Annotated in this window: 18 protein-coding genes; 6 read left to right on the top strand and 12 right to left on the bottom strand. The window is 69.6% G+C overall.

The window, feature by feature from the left end; translation table 11 throughout:
- Nucleotides 1–10 precede the first annotated feature (10 nt).
- The 6 genes from prfB to ACW9TV_RS04360 all read left to right on the top strand — a co-directional run bounded on the left by prfB (nt 11) and on the right by ACW9TV_RS04360 (nt 4,743).
- A protein-coding gene (prfB, locus tag ACW9TV_RS04385) for a peptide chain release factor 2 (RefSeq protein ID WP_494304638.1) occupies nt 11–1,139 on the top strand; the annotation gives its coding sequence in 2 pieces (ribosomal slippage) (nt 11–79 and nt 81–1,139; 1,128 coding nt in all).
- Nucleotides 1,129–1,755: an SMC-Scp complex subunit ScpB gene (gene scpB, locus ACW9TV_RS04380; protein ID WP_494304637.1), complete on the top strand. Its 627-nt coding sequence runs from the start codon at nt 1,129–1,131 to the stop codon at nt 1,753–1,755. The genes prfB and scpB overlap by 11 nt, the downstream gene beginning before the upstream one ends.
- Nucleotides 1,756–1,800: 45 nt before the next feature.
- The gene (locus tag ACW9TV_RS04375; protein ID WP_494304636.1) at nt 1,801–2,034 is read left to right on the top strand and encodes a twin-arginine translocase TatA/TatE family subunit; all 234 of its coding nucleotides are present in this window, start codon (nt 1,801–1,803) and stop codon (nt 2,032–2,034) included.
- 21 nt (nt 2,035–2,055) lie between these two features.
- Nucleotides 2,056–2,415 (top strand): Sec-independent protein translocase protein TatB, encoded by a 360-nt coding sequence (gene tatB / locus ACW9TV_RS04370; RefSeq protein ID WP_494304635.1) that lies wholly within the window; start codon nt 2,056–2,058, stop codon nt 2,413–2,415.
- Nucleotides 2,412–3,200, top strand: coding sequence for a twin-arginine translocase subunit TatC (gene tatC / locus ACW9TV_RS04365; RefSeq protein ID WP_494304634.1), 789 nt, complete (start codon nt 2,412–2,414; stop codon nt 3,198–3,200). The genes tatB and tatC overlap by 4 nt, the downstream gene beginning before the upstream one ends.
- 97 nt (nt 3,201–3,297) lie before the next feature.
- A complete protein-coding gene (locus ACW9TV_RS04360) occupies nt 3,298–4,743 on the top strand; it encodes an NAD-dependent succinate-semialdehyde dehydrogenase (protein ID WP_494304633.1) in 1,446 nt (481 codons plus the stop codon).
- 12 nt (nt 4,744–4,755) lie between these two features.
- Here the strand turns inward: ACW9TV_RS04360 and ACW9TV_RS04355 are convergent, their stop codons facing one another.
- The 12 genes from ACW9TV_RS04355 to ACW9TV_RS04300 all read right to left on the bottom strand — a co-directional run bounded on the left by ACW9TV_RS04355 (nt 4,756) and on the right by ACW9TV_RS04300 (nt 18,260).
- Nucleotides 4,756–5,544 carry an arginine deiminase family protein gene (locus tag ACW9TV_RS04355; protein WP_494304632.1) on the bottom strand — a complete coding sequence of 263 codons (789 nt, stop codon included), beginning with the start codon at nt 5,542–5,544 and terminating at the stop codon, nt 4,756–4,758.
- 11 nt (nt 5,545–5,555) lie between these two features.
- Nucleotides 5,556–6,341: an acid phosphatase gene (locus ACW9TV_RS04350; protein WP_494304631.1), complete on the bottom strand. Its 786-nt coding sequence runs from the start codon at nt 6,339–6,341 to the stop codon at nt 5,556–5,558.
- A 36-nt stretch (nt 6,342–6,377) separates the two neighbouring features.
- Nucleotides 6,378–7,583 (bottom strand): GNAT family N-acetyltransferase, encoded by a 1,206-nt coding sequence (locus ACW9TV_RS04345; protein WP_494304630.1) that lies wholly within the window; start codon nt 7,581–7,583, stop codon nt 6,378–6,380.
- Nucleotides 7,561–8,022 carry a RidA family protein gene (locus ACW9TV_RS04340; protein WP_494304629.1) on the bottom strand — a complete coding sequence of 154 codons (462 nt, stop codon included), beginning with the start codon at nt 8,020–8,022 and terminating at the stop codon, nt 7,561–7,563. The genes ACW9TV_RS04345 and ACW9TV_RS04340 overlap by 23 nt, the downstream gene beginning before the upstream one ends.
- Nucleotides 8,019–8,627: an HAD family hydrolase gene (locus tag ACW9TV_RS04335; RefSeq protein ID WP_494304628.1), complete on the bottom strand. Its 609-nt coding sequence runs from the start codon at nt 8,625–8,627 to the stop codon at nt 8,019–8,021. Before ACW9TV_RS04335 ends, ACW9TV_RS04340 begins: the two co-directional genes overlap by 4 nt.
- Complete coding sequence (locus tag ACW9TV_RS04330; RefSeq protein ID WP_494304627.1) at nt 8,624–8,848, bottom strand: DUF3572 family protein; 225 nt, start codon at nt 8,846–8,848, stop codon at nt 8,624–8,626. The genes ACW9TV_RS04335 and ACW9TV_RS04330 overlap by 4 nt, the downstream gene beginning before the upstream one ends.
- Nucleotides 8,849–9,032: 184 nt before the next feature.
- Nucleotides 9,033–9,200, bottom strand: a complete 168-nt coding sequence (rpmG, locus tag ACW9TV_RS04325; RefSeq protein WP_494304626.1) for a 50S ribosomal protein L33 — start codon at nt 9,198–9,200, stop codon at nt 9,033–9,035.
- 116 nt (nt 9,201–9,316) lie between these two features.
- The gene (locus ACW9TV_RS04320) at nt 9,317–11,548 is read right to left on the bottom strand and encodes a ribonuclease R family protein (RefSeq protein ID WP_494304625.1); all 2,232 of its coding nucleotides are present in this window, start codon (nt 11,546–11,548) and stop codon (nt 9,317–9,319) included.
- Nucleotides 11,549–11,614: 66 nt separating this feature from the next.
- Nucleotides 11,615–14,170, bottom strand: coding sequence for a type I DNA topoisomerase (topA, locus tag ACW9TV_RS04315; RefSeq protein WP_494304624.1), 2,556 nt, complete (start codon nt 14,168–14,170; stop codon nt 11,615–11,617).
- 70 nt (nt 14,171–14,240) lie between these two features.
- Nucleotides 14,241–15,398 carry a DNA-processing protein DprA gene (gene dprA, locus ACW9TV_RS04310; RefSeq protein WP_494304623.1) on the bottom strand — a complete coding sequence of 386 codons (1,158 nt, stop codon included), beginning with the start codon at nt 15,396–15,398 and terminating at the stop codon, nt 14,241–14,243.
- Entirely contained in the window at nt 15,395–15,982 is a 588-nt protein-coding gene (gene plsY, locus ACW9TV_RS04305) for a glycerol-3-phosphate 1-O-acyltransferase PlsY (RefSeq protein ID WP_494304622.1), read from the bottom strand. Before plsY ends, dprA begins: the two co-directional genes overlap by 4 nt.
- 61 nt (nt 15,983–16,043) lie before the next feature.
- Nucleotides 16,044–18,260: a TonB-dependent receptor gene (locus ACW9TV_RS04300; protein WP_494304621.1), complete on the bottom strand. Its 2,217-nt coding sequence runs from the start codon at nt 18,258–18,260 to the stop codon at nt 16,044–16,046.
- Nucleotides 18,261–18,332 lie beyond the last annotated feature (72 nt).

Below are 18,332 nucleotides of genomic sequence, written 5' to 3'. Positions count from 1 at the left end.
GGCCGCCATCATGCGTGCAGAAGCCCAGAACCACATCGACAAGATCGAGCAGGCGCTTGCCCTGCTGAGGAGGTTTCTTTGACTGGGATCGCGCCCTTCAACGGCTCGACCAGCTGAACCACCGCGCGGAGGATCCCGCGCTCTGGAACGATCCGAAAGCAGCCCAGGAGCTGATGCGCGAACGGCGCAAGCTGGACGAGGCGATCACGGCCACGAAGAAGATCGAATCCGAGCTTCAAGGCACGGTCGAGCTGATCGAACTGGCCGAGATGGAAGGCGACGAGGCGCTCGTCGACGAGGGCGTGAAGGCCCTGGCGGAGCTGGAAGCCAAGGCCGAGCATGACAAGGTGGAGGCGCTGCTGTCGGGCGAGGCCGACGGGCTGAACGCGTTCATCGAAATCAATTCCGGCGCAGGCGGCACCGAAAGCCAGGACTGGGCCGAGATGCTGCAGCGCATGTACATGCGCTGGGGCGAACGGCGCGGCTTCAAGGTCGAGCTGATCGACTACAACGCAGGCGAGCAGGCGGGCATCAAGTCCGCGACGATCCTGCTGAAGGGCGAAGGCGCCTTCGGCTGGGCCAAGACCGAATCGGGCGTGCACCGGCTGGTGCGGATCAGCCCCTATGATTCTTCCGCCCGGCGGCACACCAGCTTCTCGAGCGTCTGGGTCTATCCGGAAATCGACGACTCGATCGAGATCGACATCAAGGAATCGGACTGCCGGATCGACACCTACCGGGCATCGGGCGCCGGCGGGCAGCATATCAACACCACCGATTCGGCGGTGCGGATCACCCACCTGCCTTCCGGCATCGTGGTTTCGTGCCAGACGGAACGGTCGCAGCACAAGAATCGGGCGACCGCCTGGAAGATGCTGCGCGCGCGCCTGTACGAGGCGGAACTGGCCCGGCGCGAGGCGGAAGCGAACGCCATCAACGCCACCAAGACGGACATCGGCTGGGGCCACCAGATCCGATCCTATGTGCTGCAGCCCTATCAGCTGGTGAAGGACCTGCGGACTGGTGTGACGAGCACATCCCCCGGGGACGTGCTGGACGGCGAGCTGGACCCCTTCATGGCCGCGGCGCTGAGCCAGCGGGTGACGGGCGAGAAGGCTGACGTCGAAGATGTCGACTGAAGAGGCGACTGCGGACTCCGCCGGCTATGTCCGCCGGGTGGAGGCCGTGCTGTTCGCCGCTGCGGAGCCGCTGACGCCGGCCGACATCCGAACCTATGCCGGCGATGGCGACCTGGGGGCCGCCATCGAGCAGCTTGTGGCCGATTACGCCCCGCGCGGGGTGAACCTGGTCCAGCGCGGCGGCCGCTTTCTGTTCCAGACCGCGCCCGATTGCGCCCATGTGCTGGAACGGGCGCGTGACGTGCCCAGGAAGCTGGGCCGCGCCGCGCAGGAAGCGCTCGCCATCATCGCCTATCACGAGCCGGTGACACGTGCCGAGATCGAGGAGATCCGGGGCGTGCAGACGGCGCGCGGCACGCTGGACACGCTGATGGAGGCGGGCTTCATCCGCCCGGCCGGACGCCGCGAGACGCCCGGTCGACCGATGCAATATGCGACAACGCCCGCCTTCCTGGCGCATTTCGGGCTGGAGACGCGGCGCGACCTGCCGGGCCTTGCCGAGCTGAAGGCGGCCGGCCTGCTGGAGCCGCTGCCCGATCCGATCGAGGGGGATCATCCGCCCTTTGCGGGTGACGCGGACGCTGACGCACTGGCGCCGGATGGATCGAACGACTAGATAGGCGAACGAGCGCCCCGCGCGGCGTGACGAGGAGTAGTAACCATGGGCAGCATGAGCATCTGGCACTGGGTCATCGTGGCCCTCGTTGTCATGCTTCTCTTCGGACGGGGCCGCATTTCCGAGATGATGGGCGACCTGGCGAAGGGCATCAAGAGCTTCAAGAAGGGGCTTGCGGACGAGGAAACCCCGCCCGCCCCCGCACCCCCGGCCGCACAGGTGACGCAGCAGACCGGCGCGGCGCAGCCGCAACCGGCACAGGATCAGGCGCCCCGCTGAGGCGCCTGACCGGCTTTTCCCATGTTCGAGATCGGCGGAACCGAGCTTCTACTCGTCGCGATCGTGGCGTTGCTGGTGATCGGACCGAAGGACCTGCCGAACGCCCTGCGCACGCTGGGGCGCTATACCGGCAAGGCCCGCGCCATGACGCGCCACCTGCGCGCCGGTTTCGACGAGATGATGCGGCAGGCCGAGATGGAGGAAATGGAGAAGCAGTGGGCGGAACATAACCGCCGGATCATGGCCGAAACCGCCACCGCCGAAGCACCCGTCGCACAAGCCACCGCCGCCGAAACGCCTGCCGTCGAAACGCCGGCTGCCGAGACCCCGGCCGCGCAGCCTGCCGCGGACATTCCCCCGGCCGAACGGCCGCTGCCATGATTCCCGACATCGACGACAGCAAGGCCCCGCTGATCGATCATCTGATCGAGCTTCGCACCCGGATGCTGTGGTCCGTCGCGGCGATCCTTTTGGCCTTCTTCATCTGTTTCGCCTTTGCCGAGCAGATCTTCGCCCTTCTGGTGCGGCCGCTGGCGGCGGCCGGGCAGGACCGGGTGATCTTCACCCAGGTGTTCGAGGCCTTTTTCGTGAAGGTGCGCGTTGCCTTCTTCGGGGCGCTGATGCTGAGCTTCCCGGTTGTCGCCACGCAGATGTGGCGTTTCGTGGCGCCCGGGCTTTACCGGAAGGAGAAGGCGGCCCTGCTGCCCTTCCTGGCGGCGACGCCCTTCCTGTTCGTGGCAGGGGCCTGTTTCGCCTATTTCCTGGCGATCCCGACGGCGCTGAAGTTCCTGCTGGGGTTCCAGGGGGATCTGGGCAACAGCGGGGTGAGCCAGGAGGCGCTGCCCTCCGTCGGCCAGTATCTGTCCTTCATCATGCAGTTCCTGTTCGCCTTTGGCGTGGCGTTCCTGCTGCCGGTGCTGCTGGTGTTGCTGAACCGGGCGGGAATCGTGACGCGGGACCAGCTGGTGGGCTTCCGCCGCTATTTCATCGTTGTCGCCTTCGTGATCGCGGCGATCTTCACGCCGCCCGATGTGGTTTCGCAGCTGCTGCTGGCCGTGCCGCTGGTGATCCTGTACGAACTGAGCCTGATCGCCATCCGCTTCACGGACCGGAAGGCCGAAACGGCCGAGACGCTGCCGGCCACGCAGGAAAAGCAGGCCGAATAGCCCTGCCCGGCGGGATGCGCCGTGACCGCCAGCCTTGCCTGCGCGAAGGGGATGGGCCACTCCACCCCTTCCGGAACCGATGCGAGGAGGCCCTGCCATGACGTTGACCCTGACCCGCCCGGAGCTGCTGCGCGGGGCGAACCTGATCGCCGGCCGATGGATCGAGGGGGACGAGCGGGGCATCGCCGTGTGCAACCCGGCGACCGGCGCGACACTGGCGCATGTGCCGAAGCTGGGGCGGGCGGAGGCGGCGGAGGCCATCGAGGCGGCGGCCGCCGCGATGCCGGCCTGGGCCGGGCAGACGGCGAAGGCCCGCAGCCTGATCCTTCGGCGCTGGTTCGACCTGATCCTGGCGAACCAGGAGGATCTGGCGCGGATCATGACGGCCGAGCAGGGCAAGCCGCTGGGGGAAAGCCGGGGCGAGATCGCCTATGCCGCGAGCTTCATCGAATGGTTCGCGGAGGAAGGGAAGCGCGCCTATGGCGATGTGATTCCGCCCCATGCCACCGACAGGCGCATCCTGGTGCTGAAGCAGCCCGTTGGCGTTGCAGCCGCGATCACGCCCTGGAACTTCCCGGCGGCCATGATCACGCGCAAGGCGGGCCCGGCGCTGGCCGCCGGTTGCCCCATGATCGTGAAGCCAGCCAGCGCGACGCCGCTGTCTGCCGTGGCGCTGGCCGTGCTGGCGGTGGAGGCGGGGCTGGATCCGCGCCTGCTTTCGGTGATCACCGGCAGCGCATCTGCGATCGGCGCCGAGTTCACCGCCAACCCGACGGTGCGCAAGCTGAGCTTCACCGGCAGCACGGAGATCGGCAAGCAGCTTTATGCCGCCGCCGCGCAGAATGTGCAGAAGATCAGCCTGGAACTGGGCGGCAACGCCCCCTTCATCGTGCTGGACGACGCCGATCTGGACGCGGCGGTGGAAGGCGCCATCGCCTCCAAGTTCCGCAACGCGGGGCAGACCTGCGTCTGCGCCAACCGCATCTATGCCCAGGCCGGAATCCATGACGCCTTCGTGGCGCGGCTGGCGGCTCGGGTGGCGTCGCTCACGATCGGGGACGGCGCGGCGGCCGGAACCGATATCGGGCCGATGATCGACATGGATGCGGTGGAGAAGACCGAAGCGCACATCGCCGATGCGGTTGCGAAGGGCGCCGTGCTGGTGACGGGGGGCGAACGGAAGGGGGGCACCTTCCTGAGCCCTGCGCTGCTGACCGGCGTGACGGCGGACATGGCCGTTGCCCGGGAGGAGACGTTCGGGCCGCTGGCGCCCATCTTCCGTTTCGAGACGGACGCCGACGTGATCGCCGCGGCCAACGCCACCCAATATGGCCTGGCCGCCTATTTCTACGGGCAGAATCTGGGCCGGGTGTTCCGGCTGGCGGAGGCGCTGGACTATGGGATGGTGGGGATCAACACCGGCATCCTGAGCACCGAAGTCGCGCCGTTCGGCGGTGTGAAGGAATCCGGGATCGGCCGCGAGGGATCGAGGTACGGTCTGGATGAGTATCTGGAGATGAAATATCTGTGCATCGGGCTGTAGAGGCCGGGCGCCCTATGCTGCGGCGCGCCATCGCAGGGACATGCAGGTAAGGCCCGCATCTATGCGGCGGATCTGATCCGTTTCGAGCGGGACGAGCGTGGCCGACCCGTGGGCGGCCAGCAGATCGAGCGTGCGGGGCCAGGCGTTTCCGGCGAGGAGGCAGGCATTGGCGCGCAGCACATTGGCGGCGCCCTCCTCCCCCTCTGGCGTGAGGAGCAGCCGGTAGCCGCTGAACAGGCCGGTTTCGGCGAGGGCCGGGGTGGACAGGATGGTTTCCGCGTCGATCAGCGACGAGGCTGTCTTCAGGTGCAGGGTGCCGGGCGGCGTATGGGCGATTTCCCCCTTGTAGCCGAGACGGGCGAGCTGCCGGATCAGGGCCCTGGCGCCGATTGCGTCCGTGCGGGCGGAGAGGCCGATCAACACCTTGTCCGGCAGGGCCAGAACGTCGCCGCCATCGGCATGGCCTTCGGGCAGTTCCAGCACCGTTTCGAACAGGTCGCGGAGGGTGGGGGCGAGATACGCCGGCTCTTCCACGCGCGTGGGGGCGCCGGGCTTCAGCAGGATCGCGCCTTCGGGGAAGACGAGGGCGGGATCCTCCACGAAGATGGAATCGGGATAGTCCGGAAGCGGCGGGAGGATGGTGAGATCGAGCCCGGCCGCGCGCAGCGCCTGCAGATAGGCGGCATGTTCGCGCCGGACCCCTTCGAAGGAGGGGCTTTCCCCATCGCCCGCGCGCAGGCCGTTGACGACCGATTCGGCGGGCAGGCGCACGATGGCGCGGTTGAAATCGAAGACGGCCATGGCGTGCGCTGTCAGCGGGAGAACTGCTTTGCCAGTTCCGCCCGTGCGCGTTCGCGCTGGGCGGCGAACACGGGATCGGACTGGAGCCGGGCATAGGCGGCCGATGCCATCAGCCGGCCGGCGGCCACATCGCTTTGCCAGTGGACGCGGCAGATGACGCGGCTTTCCCCGAAATCATAGCCGCGCTTCAGCAGGGCATCCTGCTTCTGCGGCACGAGATCGGTGAGGATGAGGCCGATGACCCAGCCGATGGCGGCATGGCCGGACGGATAGGAGCCGTCATCGCGGAGGAATTTTTCATCCGCCGGGGTGCAGCTTGGAACCTTGTTGGCGACGAAGGGGCGGGTGCGCATGTGCGCCTTTTTCGCAGCCGAGGTGGCCCCGCCGGCATCCGCCGCGACGCGGCGCAGCAGCATGGCGGTGTGGGGGGTGGATTCGCCCGAGAGGCTGACGCCCAGCACCGCTTCGAAGCCGGTGACGGCCTGCGGCCAGCGCAGATCCGCATCCGCCGCGGCGCGTTGGAGGCGTTCGGGGGTGGCCGCCATGGCGGCGCGAAACGCTTCCTCGTCTGCGGCGAGGGCGGCCGTGCCGGGGGCCGGCGGCGCGGGCAGGAGGGCCGCGCTGTCCGGCAGGCTGGCGCGCGGCAGATAGCCTTTGGCGAGGCCGAGGCCGGGATAGAGTTCGCCCACGACCGCGATGCTGGTGGGCGGCGGCGGGGCGGTGGTGGCGCAGGCTCCGAGCAGCGCGAGCGCCGCGATGGCGCCGAAGCGGCGGAAATCCCCCTGATGCCGGGCCATGGTGACATTCCCCCCTTTGATTGGTGTGTGCGGACGCTAGGGGCCGCCGGTGCCGGAGGCAAGCGGGCCGGGCGTGGCTTCGCGGAAGGGCAGACTTTCCGCCAGCGCCTGCGCTTCGAAGGCGATGGCCGGGCGTTCGCGGGCGAGGAAACCGGCGACGGCTTCGCGGAAGCCGGAATCCTGGAGGAAGTGCATGGAGCGGGTGAGGACGGGGCGATAGCCCCTTGCGAGCTTGTGCTGGCCCTGTGCGCCGGCTTCCACCCGGGCGAGGCCGTGCCGGCAGGCATAGTCGATCGCCTGATGGTAGCAGAGTTCGAAATGCAGGAAGGGGATGTCTTCGGTGCAGCCCCATTGGCGGCCATAGATCGCGTCCGCGCCGAGGAAGTTGAGCGCGCCGGCGACGGGGCGGCCGTTGCGGCGGGCGATCATGAGGAGGATGCGATCGGGCATCCGTTCGCCGATCAGGCTGAAGAAGCGGCGGGTGAGATAGGGGCGGCCCCATTTGCGGCTGCCGGTATCCTGATAGAATTCCCAGAAACTGTCCCATGCGGATTCAGTGAGATCGCTGCCCGTCAGCCAGTCGATCCCGTCGATCGCGGCGAGGGCGGCTTCGCGTTCCTTGCGGAGCGCCTTGCGCTTGCGGCTGGCGAGCGCGCCGAGGAAATCGTCGAAGCCGGCGTAGCCGTCGTTCAGCCAGTGATACTGCATGTCGTTGCGTTCCAGCCAGCCGGCCGCTTCGAAGGTGGCGGCGTCGGTATCGGCGAGGAAGGTGGCGTGGGCGCCGGAGAGCGCGTTGCGGGCGACGACGGTTTCGCTGGCGGCGACGAGCAGGGCGCGGGTTTCGCCATCAGCGGCGAGGATGCGGGGCGCGGTGGCGGGCGTGAAGGGCGTGGCGTGCTGGAGCTTCGGGTAATAGTCTCCGCCGGCGCGCTGCCAGGCATCCGCCCAGCCCTGATCGAACACATATTCGCCCTGGCTGTGGGCCTTCAGATAGCCGGGCAGGATGCCGGCCGGGCGGCCATCCGGGCCGTCCACCACGATGTGCAGCGGTTGCCAGCCGGCGCGCGGGACTGCGCTGCCCGATTCCTCCAGGCTGGTCATGAAGGCGTGGGAAGCGAAGGGGTTGCCGGGCCCGGCGAGCCTGTCCCAATCGGCGGCCGCGATGTCCTTCGCGGCGCCGACGAGACGGGCTGTGGCTTCGCCGCCTGCGGGGGGCACGTCAGCGGAGCTGGAGGACGGCATCCACCTCGACCGCCACGCCACGCGGCAGGGCGGGCACCCCGACGGCGGCGCGGGCATGCTTGCCCGCTTCGCCGAAGACCTTCACGAACAGATCCGACGCACCGTTGGCGACTTCGGGCTGCTGGGTGAATTCGGGCGTGCACTGCACGAACACGCCGAGCTTCACGACCCGTTCCACCCGGCCGAAGCTGCCGCCCAATGCCGCCTTCACCTGCGCGAGGATCATCAGCGCGCAGCGTTCGGCGGCGGCCTGGCCGGCGGCCACGTCCATGTCCGCGCCGAGGCGGCCGGTGATCAGGCTGCCATCGGCGGCGAAACTGATCTGGCCGGAGACGTAGAGCATGTTGTCTGCCTCGACCGTGGGCACATAGGAGGCGACCGGGGCGGCGGCGGCCGGCAGCTGGAGGCCGAGTTCGGCGATTCGGGCTTCGATGCTCATGGGGTGTTTCCTTCCATCCAGTCCGTGATCCAGTGCCGGGCATCCGCCCAGCGATCGATGCGGACATGCGCGTCTGGCGCGGCGGGGATCAGGCCGCGCAGCTGTTCATCCGCCACCATGTGCAGGCGGCCCACCTGCGGCGCATGTTTCGCCGCGCTCTGGTGGTGAGGGGGGAGATCGTCGACGAAGACGGCGCGGCGGCCGCCGGCCAGTTCCTGCACCATCCGGCCCTTGGGGCCGTCGTTGGCATGCACCGGCACATCGAGGCCGAGCCCGTGCAGCATCTGCAGACGGATGTCGCGGTAGGCGGCGGGGATGTTGGTGAGGACGACGATGTCCATGGCGCGGCGCAGATCCGCCAGCGTTTCCAGCGCCTGTTCGGCGGGCACCTGCAGATGCTGACCTTCGGCGAAGAAACCATCGAGCAGGGGGGGGAATTCCGGCATGTCCACCAGCCGGCCGTCGGACAGGTGGCGCATGTTGCCGTGGAGGGCGAAGCTGTCGAACCGGAGTTCGATGTCGCGCGCGTCATGCAGCCAGCGCTGGAAGGGGCCGGCGAATTCGAGGATGACCTCGTCGCAGTCGAGGATGAGGAGCGGCTTCATGCCAGGAGCGCCTGCGGGCTGACACCGAGCTGGCCGGCGATCTTCAGCAGGTCCGGCTCGTGGCCGGAAAGGAATTCGGCGATGGCCGCCGTCATGTCGGGCGTGCCGGCACGGGCGCGCAGCGTGGCCGGATCATAGCCGGTGAGGCCGAGGAAGCGATCGCGCAGGGGATCATCCGCGATGATGGCGGCAAGGGCCTGGAGCGCGAGCGTGGAATCCATGCGGGAGGCTGTAGCCGGACTGGCGCCGATGGCCAAGCCGCGGACTGCGCGCGGGGGACGCAAAAAGAAAAGGCGCGGCAGTGCCGCGCCGTTCACCGCCTGCCGACCGGCCGATGGGGCTGCAGGACGGCCGATCGTTTCGCCGGACGTGCGCGCCGGCGCTGGGCGCCGACCCGCAGAGGGCTTACTTGATCTTGGCTTCCTTGAACTCGACGTGCTTCTTCGCGACCGGGTCATACTTCCGGAACAGCAGCTTTTCGGTCTGCGTGCGCGGGTTCTTCTTGGTCACATAGTAGTAGCCCGTGTCTGCGGTGCTCACGAGCTTGATCTTGACCGTCGTCGGCTTCGCCATGATGTCCTCGAAACAAAAAATCGGGCCCGGCAGGCGACGCCTTCCGGGAAAGGGCGCGGCCTTAAGGCAGAATCACCCCGGAGGTCAACCCCGGAAGGGGCTGCGGCGGGCGGGCCTCAGCGCTTGCGGCCCCGGCGGACGCCGGGCGGCGGACCGCCCCGCTTCGGGCCGCCCCTGCCGCCGTCGCGGCGGATGCGGGGGGCGTGGCGTTCGGAGGGCTCCACGCCGGGGATGGAGAAGCGCAGCGAACCTGTCACGGGGTCCGCCTCTTCCAGACGGAGGTCGAGGCGCTGACCCTGGGCGTAGCGGGTGCCGCTGTTGCTGCCTTCGAGATAGCGGCCGGCCTCGTCGAAGCGGAAGCGTTCCTCGCCCAGCGCGCTGACGGGGACGAGGCCGTCGCCGCCGATGCCGTCCACCGTTGCGAAAAAGCCGAAGGCCTGCACGCCGGAAATGCGGGCGCGCACCACCTGCCCGACATGGGCGCCGAGGTGGCGGGCGATGTAGCGGTCCAGCGTCTCGCGCTCCGCCTCCATCGCGCGGCGTTCGGTGAAGCTGATATGTTCGCCGATGGCGGCGAAGCGCTGGTCCGCGCCATCGGGCAGGCCGCCCGCGCCGAGCCTGTAGGCGCTGACGAGGGCCCGGTGGACGAGCACATCCGAATAGCGGCGGATGGGCGAGGTGAAATGGGCGTAGGAGCCGAGCGCGAGGCCGAAATGGCCTTCGTTGCGCGGGGCATAATAGGCCTGGGTCTGGCTGCGCAGCACGGCTTCGGCGATTTCCGTGGCGTCTGGCCGGCCTTCGGCCTTTTTCGTGATCTGGTTGAAGGTGGCCGGCTTCACCACCTGGCCCAGCGCGAAGCTGATGCCCATGGTGCCCAGATAATCCTTGAGGCTGGTGAGCTTTTCGCGGCCGGGGGTTTCGTGGTTGCGGTACATGACCGGGGCCTTCTTCGCCTCCAGCGCCTTCGCGGCCGCGACATTGGCGGCGATCATCATGTCTTCGATGAGGCGGTGGGCATCGAAGCGTTCGCGCACGGCGATGCCCTTCACCCGGCCTTCGGCATCGAGGATCACCCGCTTTTCCGGCAGGTCGAGCTCCAGCGGCTCGCGCCGGGCGCGGGCCTTCGACAGCGCGGCCCAGCAGGCCCAGAGCGGTTCGAGGACCGGCCCCTTCAGCGCGTTGTCGGCGCGGCCGTCGATGACGGCCTGTGCTTCCTCGTAGGCGAGGTTGGCCGCGATCCGGACACGGGCGCGGTGGAAGGAGGCGCCGATGATCTCGCCTTCGCGGTCTACCTCCATCCGGGCGGCGAGCACGGCCTTGTCCGTGCCGGCCTTCAGGCTGCAGGCATCCGCCGACAGCGCCTCTGGCAGCATGGGGACGACCTGATCGGGGAAATAGACGCTGTTGCCGCGATCGAAGGCCTGCCGGTCGAGCGGGCTGCCGGGCAGAACGAACCAGCTGACGTCGGCGATGGCGACCAGCAATGTCCAGCCGTGATCCTGCGCTTCGGCCCAGACGGCGTCATCATGGTCGCGCGCATCGGCGGGATCGATGGTGATGAGGGGGATGTCGCGCCAGTCCTCGCGCTTGGGATCCTCGCCCTGCTGCACCCCGGCCCAGAGGCGGGCGGCGCGCTCCGCTTCCCTGAGGGCGTCTTCCGGGAATTCGGCGGGGATTCCCTTTTCCGCGATCGCGATGTCGGACAGGGAGGCGTTGGCGGCGAACGGGTCGCCCAGCCGGGCGGTGACATGGGCGGCGGTGCGCGCGCCCGCGCCTTTCAGTTCCGCCCGGACGAGTTCGCCGGGCTGGACATCCGCGCCGTGGTGGATCGGCCAGCTGCGGCGCTCGCGCTTGTCGAGCGGGCGGAGCAGCAGCGCGCCGCGCTCGTCCTTGCGGACGATGCCCATGAGGGTTGCATGGCCCTTCGACAGCTTCTTGATGATGGTGCCGAGATATTTCGGCGGCTCCCCCTCGATCCGGGTGAGGAGCCTGTCTCCGGCCTCGTGGCGTTCGCGGCGGCCGGCGCCCGGCCTGCCGCGGCCCGTGCCGATGAGGACGCGCGGCGCGGGGCCTTCGCCTTCCCATTTTTCCGGCGTGGCGATCACGCGGGCGCCATCGGCCGACTGGACGACGAGGACGGCGACACGCGGCAGATGCCCGGCGCGGTGGAGCGTGCGGCCCGGGCCCGATTCCAGCAGGCCCTCCTCCTCCATCTCGGCCAGGAGCTGTTTCAGCGCCTCGCGCGCGTCGCCGTGCAAGCCGAAGGCGCGGGCGATTTCCCGCTTGCCGACGGCGCCCGGCGTCTGCCGGATGAAGGCGAGGATCGCCTCCCTGTCCGGCATGGTCATGCCGGAGGATTCCGGGGCCTGTCCGGCTTGGTCATGCCGGATGAATCCAGAAGCTGCCCCGCAGGCTCAAGCGGAGGCCTTCTTGCCCGGCCCGGGCTTTTTCGCCGGGGATTTGCCGGTAGCGGCCTTCTTGGCCGGGGCCTTCTTGGCTGCGGTCTTCTTCGGCGCCTTGCGGCCTTTGGCGGGGGCGCGGGCGGCGCGTTCGGCCAGCAGTTCGACTGCCTGTTCCAGCGTGACCGCCTTCGGATCCGTGCCCTTGGGGACATTGGCGTTGACGCTGCCGTCGGTGATGTAGGGGCCGAAGCGGCCGTTCAGCACCTTCACCTCCACGCCCGTTTCCGGGTGGGCGCCCAGCAGGGCGAGCGGTTCGGCGGGCGTGCGCTGGCCGCGCCCGCCCTTTGGTTCGGCCAGTTTCACCACGGCGGCGTTCATGCCGATCTCGAACAGGTCGGCGGTGTCCTTCAGGTTCGCATATTTGCCGTCGTGCAGCAGATAGGGGCCGTAGCGGCCGAGATTGGCGACAATGGGCAGGCCGGTTTCGGGGTGAAGGCCGATTTCGCGCGGCAGGCTGAGCAGCTTCAGCGCGCCTTCGAGATCGAGATCGGCCATGTCCTTCGGGATGGTGCTGCGCTTGTCGCCTGATTGCACATAGCGGCCGAAGCGGCCCGACTTCACCTCGACCGGAAGCCCGGTGGCGGGATCATCGCCCAGCGACTGCGGGCCCGAATCCTCTCCGTTCGCGCCGGCGAACTGGCGAGTGAAGCGGCATTCGGGATAGTTGGAGCAGGAGATGAAGGGGCCGTATTTGCCGACCTTCAGCGCCAGCCGTCCGGTGCCGCAGCCGGGGCAGGTGCGGGGGTCGCCGCCATCGGCGCGGGGCGGGAAGAGGTGATCGCCCAGATATTCGTCCAGCGCCTTTTCCACGTCCCAGGGCTTCTGTGCCATCACGTCTTCGGCGCGGGGCTGGAAATCGGCCCAGAAGTCGCGCAGCACCTGGAGGTAGCTGGCCTTGTCCGCCGAGATGTCGTCAAGCTGGCCTTCGAGCCCGGCGGTGAAATCATAGCCGACATAGCGTTCGAAGAAGCGTTCCAGGAACGCGGTGACGAGCTGCCCCTTTTCCTGCGGGCGGAAGCGCTTCTGCGCCAGCTCCACATACTCCCGGTCTTTCAGGACCTGGATGATGGAGGCGTAGGTGGAAGGACGGCCGATGCCCAGCTCTTCCAGCCGCTTCACCAGGCTGGCTTCGGAATAGCGCGGCGGGGGCTGGGTGAAATGCTGCGCCTTGGTGACGGCCTGCGTGTGCGGGCGTTCGCCGGCCATCAGCTTGGGCAGGCGGGCGCCATCCTCGTCATCGAGATCGTCGGTGCCTTCGGCATAAAGCGTGAGGAAGCCGGGGAAGACAACGACGGTCCCGGTTGCGCGGAGTTCGGCGCTGCCGTCGTCCGCGACGAGATCGACGGTGGTGCGTTCCAGCTGGGCAGAGGCCATCTGCGAGGCGACGGCCCGCTTCCAGATGAGGTCGTAGAGCTTTGCCTCCATGTCGGAAAGGTGGAGGGCGTGCGCCGTCTTGTCGAAGCTGGTGGGGCGGATGGCTTCGTGCGCTTCCTGCGCGTTCTTGGCCCTGGCCGTGTAGGCGCGGGGGCGTTCGGGCACATAATCCCGGCCATAGCGTTCCATCACCATGTCCCGCGCGGCAGCGATGGCGCCGCCATCCATGGAGACGCCGTCGGTGCGCATGTAGGTGATGTGGCCGGCTTCATAGAGTGTCTGCGCGGTGCGCATCGTCTGCTGTGCGCCGAGGCCCAGCTTGCGCGAGGCTTCCTGCTGGAGCGTGGAGGTGGTGAAAGGCGGCGCCGGGTTGCGCACCACCGTCTTCAGGTCGATCGCGGAGACGGAGAAGGTGGCGGCCTCGACGAGACTGCGGGCTTCTTCCGCCTTCGCCTCGGTGGGGAGGGCGAACTTGTCGAGCCTGCGGCCCGCCAGTGCGGTGAGCTTCGCCGGGAACAGATGGCCGGAGGCGGCCTTCATCTGGGCTTCGACGGACCAGTATTCCTGCGGGGTGAAGGCCTCGATCTCGCGCTCGCGCTGGACGATGAGGCGCAGCGCGACGGACTGCACGCGCCCCGCGCTCTTCGCGCCGGGCAGCTTGCGCCACAGCACGGGCGAGAGGGTGAAGCCCACCAGATAATCGAGCGCACGGCGGGCGAGATAGGCATCGACCAGCGGCTGATCGATGCTGCGGGGGTTCGCCATCGCCGCCTGCACGGCATCCCTGGTGATGGCGTTGAAGGTGATGCGGGAGATGCCGCCCTTCGGCACCGCCTTCTTGGCGCGCAGCACTTCGGCCAGATGCCAGCTGATCGCTTCCCCTTCGCGATCCGGGTCGGTCGCGAGGATGACGCGGTCGGCGCTCTTCGCGGCGTCGGTGATCGCCTTCAGCTGCTTCTGCCGATCCACCGAGACTTCCCAGCGCATGGCGAAATCCTGTGCGGGATCGACGCTGCCGTCGGACGGCGGCAGATCACGCACATGGCCGAAGCTTGCGAGAACCCTGGCGCCCCCGCCGAGATATCCCTCGATCGTCCGGGCCTTTGCCGGCGACTCGACGATGACCAGATCCATTGCCATCCTTCCTGGGGACACCCCCGTGCTGGGGACGGGCGCATAGCCGCGCCGGGCCCCTGTGTGCAACCTATGCGACTCTTGCGACCTTGCCCCCGGCCAGCCGGACGACCCGGCCTTCGATTTCCATGTCGGCCAGCGCGGCCTGCACGGCGGAAACCGGAAGGCCGGATGCGCGCACCACTTCATCGACCGCGACCCCGCTGACGGAGAGGAACTCGAGGAGCCCGCCTTCGGAGCCGTCGGCGCACGGGGCGGCGCTGCGTGGGGACGCCGTGGCGCGGCGCGGGGAAGTCCCGACGCTGCGCGGTGAAGCTCCGGCGCTGCGCGGTGAAGCTCTGGCGCTGCGCGGTGAAGCTCTGGCGCTGCGCGGTGCTGGGCGCTCCGCCCGCGCCACGACGGCGAAGGGGCTGAGGGCGGCAAGGATGTCGTCTGCCGTTTCGACGAGCGTCGCGCCCTGGCGAATGAGGTTGTTGCCGCCCGACGAGCGGGGATCCTTCGGATGGCCGGGCACGGCCATCACCTCTCGCCCGGCTTCGCCCGCGAGGCGGGCGGTGATGAGGCTGCCCGAGCCCGATGCCGCCTCGATCACCACGAGGCCGCGCGCGACGCCGGCGATCAGCCGGTTGCGGCGGGGGAAGTGGCGGGCCTGCGGCTCGGTGCCGGGGGGCAGTTCGGAGAGGAGGAGACCGCCGGCTGCGATTTCATCCTGCAGGGCGGCGTTTTCCGGCGGGTAGGCGATATCCACCCCGCCCGCGACGCAGGCGATGGTGCCGGTGGGCAGCGCACCGCGATGCGCCTGCGCATCGATGCCGCGCGCGAGGCCGGAGGCGACCACCCAGCCCGCTTCGCCCAGCGCCTGTGCCAGTTCGAAGGCCAGCGCCCGGCCGGCGGCGCTGGCGTTGCGCGCGCCGACGAGGGCGACCACCGGGCGGGCGGCGAGCGCGGCATCGCCCGCGATCAGCAGCAGGGGCGGCGGGTCCGCCAGTTCCGCGAGCAAGGGCGGGTAATCCGCCTCCCCCAGAAGGACGTGCCGCGCACCCGCGGCGGCGGCGGCTTCCAGTTCCGCTTCGGCCTCGGCGGCGGGCAGCCAGGACCGCGTGGTTTCCGCCATCGCCGCCAGTGCGCTGCCGTGGCGGGCGAGGAGCTGGCGGAAGCTGACGGGGCCGACGCCCTCGGTGCGGGCGAGGCGCAGCCGGGCCAGCCGTTCGGCGGGCGGCAGGTTCAAGACTTGCGGCCGATCCGGGGTTCGGTTCCGGCCTTCAGGCGGGCGATGTTTTCCCGGTGGGTCCACAACACCCAGAGCGCGAGCAACGCGACCAGCACACCCGCATAGGGAAGGCCCGCGATGCCGAGCGCGACGGCCGCGGCGAAGCCCGCCGACATGCCCCCCACCGAGGATATTCGCGTGGCCGCCGCGACGCCCAGCCAGGCGGCGGCGAAGGCGAGCCCTGCCCAGGGGCTGAAGGCGAAGGCGACGCCGAGAAGGGTGGCGACGCCCTTGCCGCCCCGGAATTTCAGCCAGGCCGGATGCACATGGCCCGCAAACGCGCCCGCGCCCGCCGCAAGCGCCGCATATTCGGGGCCGTAGCGCCCGGCCAGCCAGACGGCGAGCGCGCCCTTCCCGGCATCGAGCAGGAGGGTGGCAGCCGCGACGCCCTTCTTGCCGGTGCGCAACACATTGGTGGCGCCGATGTTGCCGGAGCCGATCGAGCGGATGTCACCGCCGCCGGACAGATGGGTGAGGATCAGCCCGAAGGGAATCGAGCCGAGAAGATAGCCGATGGCGGCCCAAAGGAGCAGGTTCGTCACGCGTGCGAGCGTAGCGCCGCCGCTGCCGCCCGCCAAGCGGGCTGTCGGAACAAGCGGGCTGTCAGAAGCGGCGGCGGGCGGCGAGCATCCAGCTACGGGGCGATTGCGGATAGGCCCAGCCGAACAGGCTGGCCTGGGCCTGATCCTCGTTGAGGCAGTTGCGGCAGCTGAGGGTGAGGAGCCAGGCCGAATCATCGGTGCGGATGGCGACCGCCGCATCGACCAGCAGGTGCGCGCCCGCGCCTTCGACGAGGTTCGCCGGATCGGTGCGGAAGCTGCTGCGCCACAGGAGATCGAGCTGCGGCGAGAGGATGATGCCCGCCGAGGGCAGCGGCCAGTCGTAGCGGCCGCCCACGCCCAGCGAGACATCGGGCGCGAAGGCGGGTTCGGCCAGCGACCCGGCCGGGCTGACGGCGCCGATGCCGCAGGCCGCCGACACGCCCGCCAGGCATTGCGCGATCTGGGCGTCAACCGCCGCCGTGCGCCGGTAGCCGGCATCCTGCAGGGCGAGGCTGGCGGTGAGGCTGAGCGCTTCGAGCGGGCGGAGTTCCAGATCGAGTTCCGCCCCCCTGTTGCGGAAATCCGCCAGCGTTCCGGCCCAGAACTGCGGCACACCGTCGATCACGGCGGCGCCCGACCCCTGCATGTCGTTCACCACGAGGTAAAAGCCGGCAAGCCGGGCGGTGAGTGCGCCGTCGAACACGCGGGCGGAGAGGCCGGCTTCGTAGGTCCAGCTGGTTTCGGGGGCGTAGGCGCCGAAGGCGGCGGGTGTGACGGCGGCGAGGTTCCAGCCACCCGGGCGATAGCCGCGCGCGGCGGAAGCGAAGAGCGAGACACCCTTTCCAAGATCGAAGCTGGCGGCGGCGCGCGGGGTCCAGACCCCGGCCGTGAGCTTCTGCGGGACGGCCACGGGCGACAGGCAGCCCGCCGGGCCGCAGGCGGCCTGCGCGATCGAGGTGAGGCGCTGTTCCTCGTCTGTGTAGCGGATGCCTGCTTCAACCCGGAACGGGCCGCTGGCGAAGGCGGCGTTCGCATGGGCCGACAGGGCGCGGTGGCTGGTGCGGATCACCCGATCCGCCAGCAGACGCGGCGTGCCGGTGGGGGTGCCGTCCTCCTCGGTCTGCAGATCGGCGGCGTCGAGCCGGTCGTCTCCGTCGATGAGCTGGCCGCCGGCGGACCAGTCGAGCGCGCCGCCGAGCAGCTTGCCGGCGAGGCGCAGTTCCTGGCTCATCTGCCGGGCGGAAGCGTCGGCAAGGCGGGCCTGGCCGCCGTTGACGAAACCGCGCACCGGAGGATCCGGCAGGGCGGGGGCGGGCAGGCCGCGGCCGTCCGCGAAATCGAGGCCGGACCTGTCCGTCGAATCGAGAAAACCGGAGATCAGGGCGATTTCCAGCGGCTCCGTCGCCCAGGCGAGGCGGGAGGTGACGAGCGTGCTTGCCTGCACACGGCCCAGCACCTGATCGGCCTTTTCGCCGGTGACCGGCAGGCCATATTGCGGACCGCCGCCGCGGATTCGCGCCTTCACCATGCCGGTGGTGGCGCTGCGGCCGCCGCAGGCGGACGGATCAAGCGGGTTGCAGGTGAAGGCGAGGATGTTCTCCCCCTTGTCCTGCGTGTAGGCGGCCGCGATCGTCCACCCCAGCCGGTCCGTCGGGCGGAGAGCGGCGGCGAGGCGGACGCCGGCCCGGTCCTCGTCGTTCAGCTTTTCGCCGGTGACGCGGTTGCGGGCGGTGCCGTCGTCATCCGAGACATAGGCCGAGACCTTGAGGGCGAGCGCGCCGAGCGGCACATCGACCGAGCCCTGCACCATCTTGCGGTCCCAGGCGCCCCAGGCGCCGCCGACGAAGCCGCCGAATTCGCCAGCGGGCGCGGCAAGGCGGAGTTCCAGCGCGCCGGCGCTGCTGTTGCGCCCGAGGGCGGCGCCCTGCCCGCCGGTATGAAGGGCCGCGCTTTCGAGATTGAACAGGGCGAAGGCGGCGCCATCGAGCCGGCCGAGCGGCACGCCATCGACGAAGACGCCGACCGCGGGATCCAGCGGGGCGAGGGTGCGGCTGTCAGCGACACCCCTTATGCCGCGCGCAGCCGCGCCGGAGCCGGGGACGCGCGCTTCGAGGAGGGCGGGCATCCGGGCTTCGGGGACCAGCTGCCAGGGATCGCCGCGAAGGACGAGATCGTCGCCGGTGAAGCTGGCGACGGCGGAGAGGGGCGACGATGCTTCGGCCGCGAGTGCGGGGCCGGCGGCAAGCAGGGCGATGGAACCGAGCCAGAGCTGACGCATGGATACTCCTGCCTGTGAGGGGCCCGCCCGGGGTGAAGCGGCTTCGGCGGACTGCCCCAGCCCTTCACAAAT

This window comes from Sandaracinobacter sp. T42, from assembly GCF_059115405.1.
The sequence above is the reverse complement of the archived record's forward strand: the minus strand, read 5'-3'. Positions and strand labels throughout refer to the sequence as shown.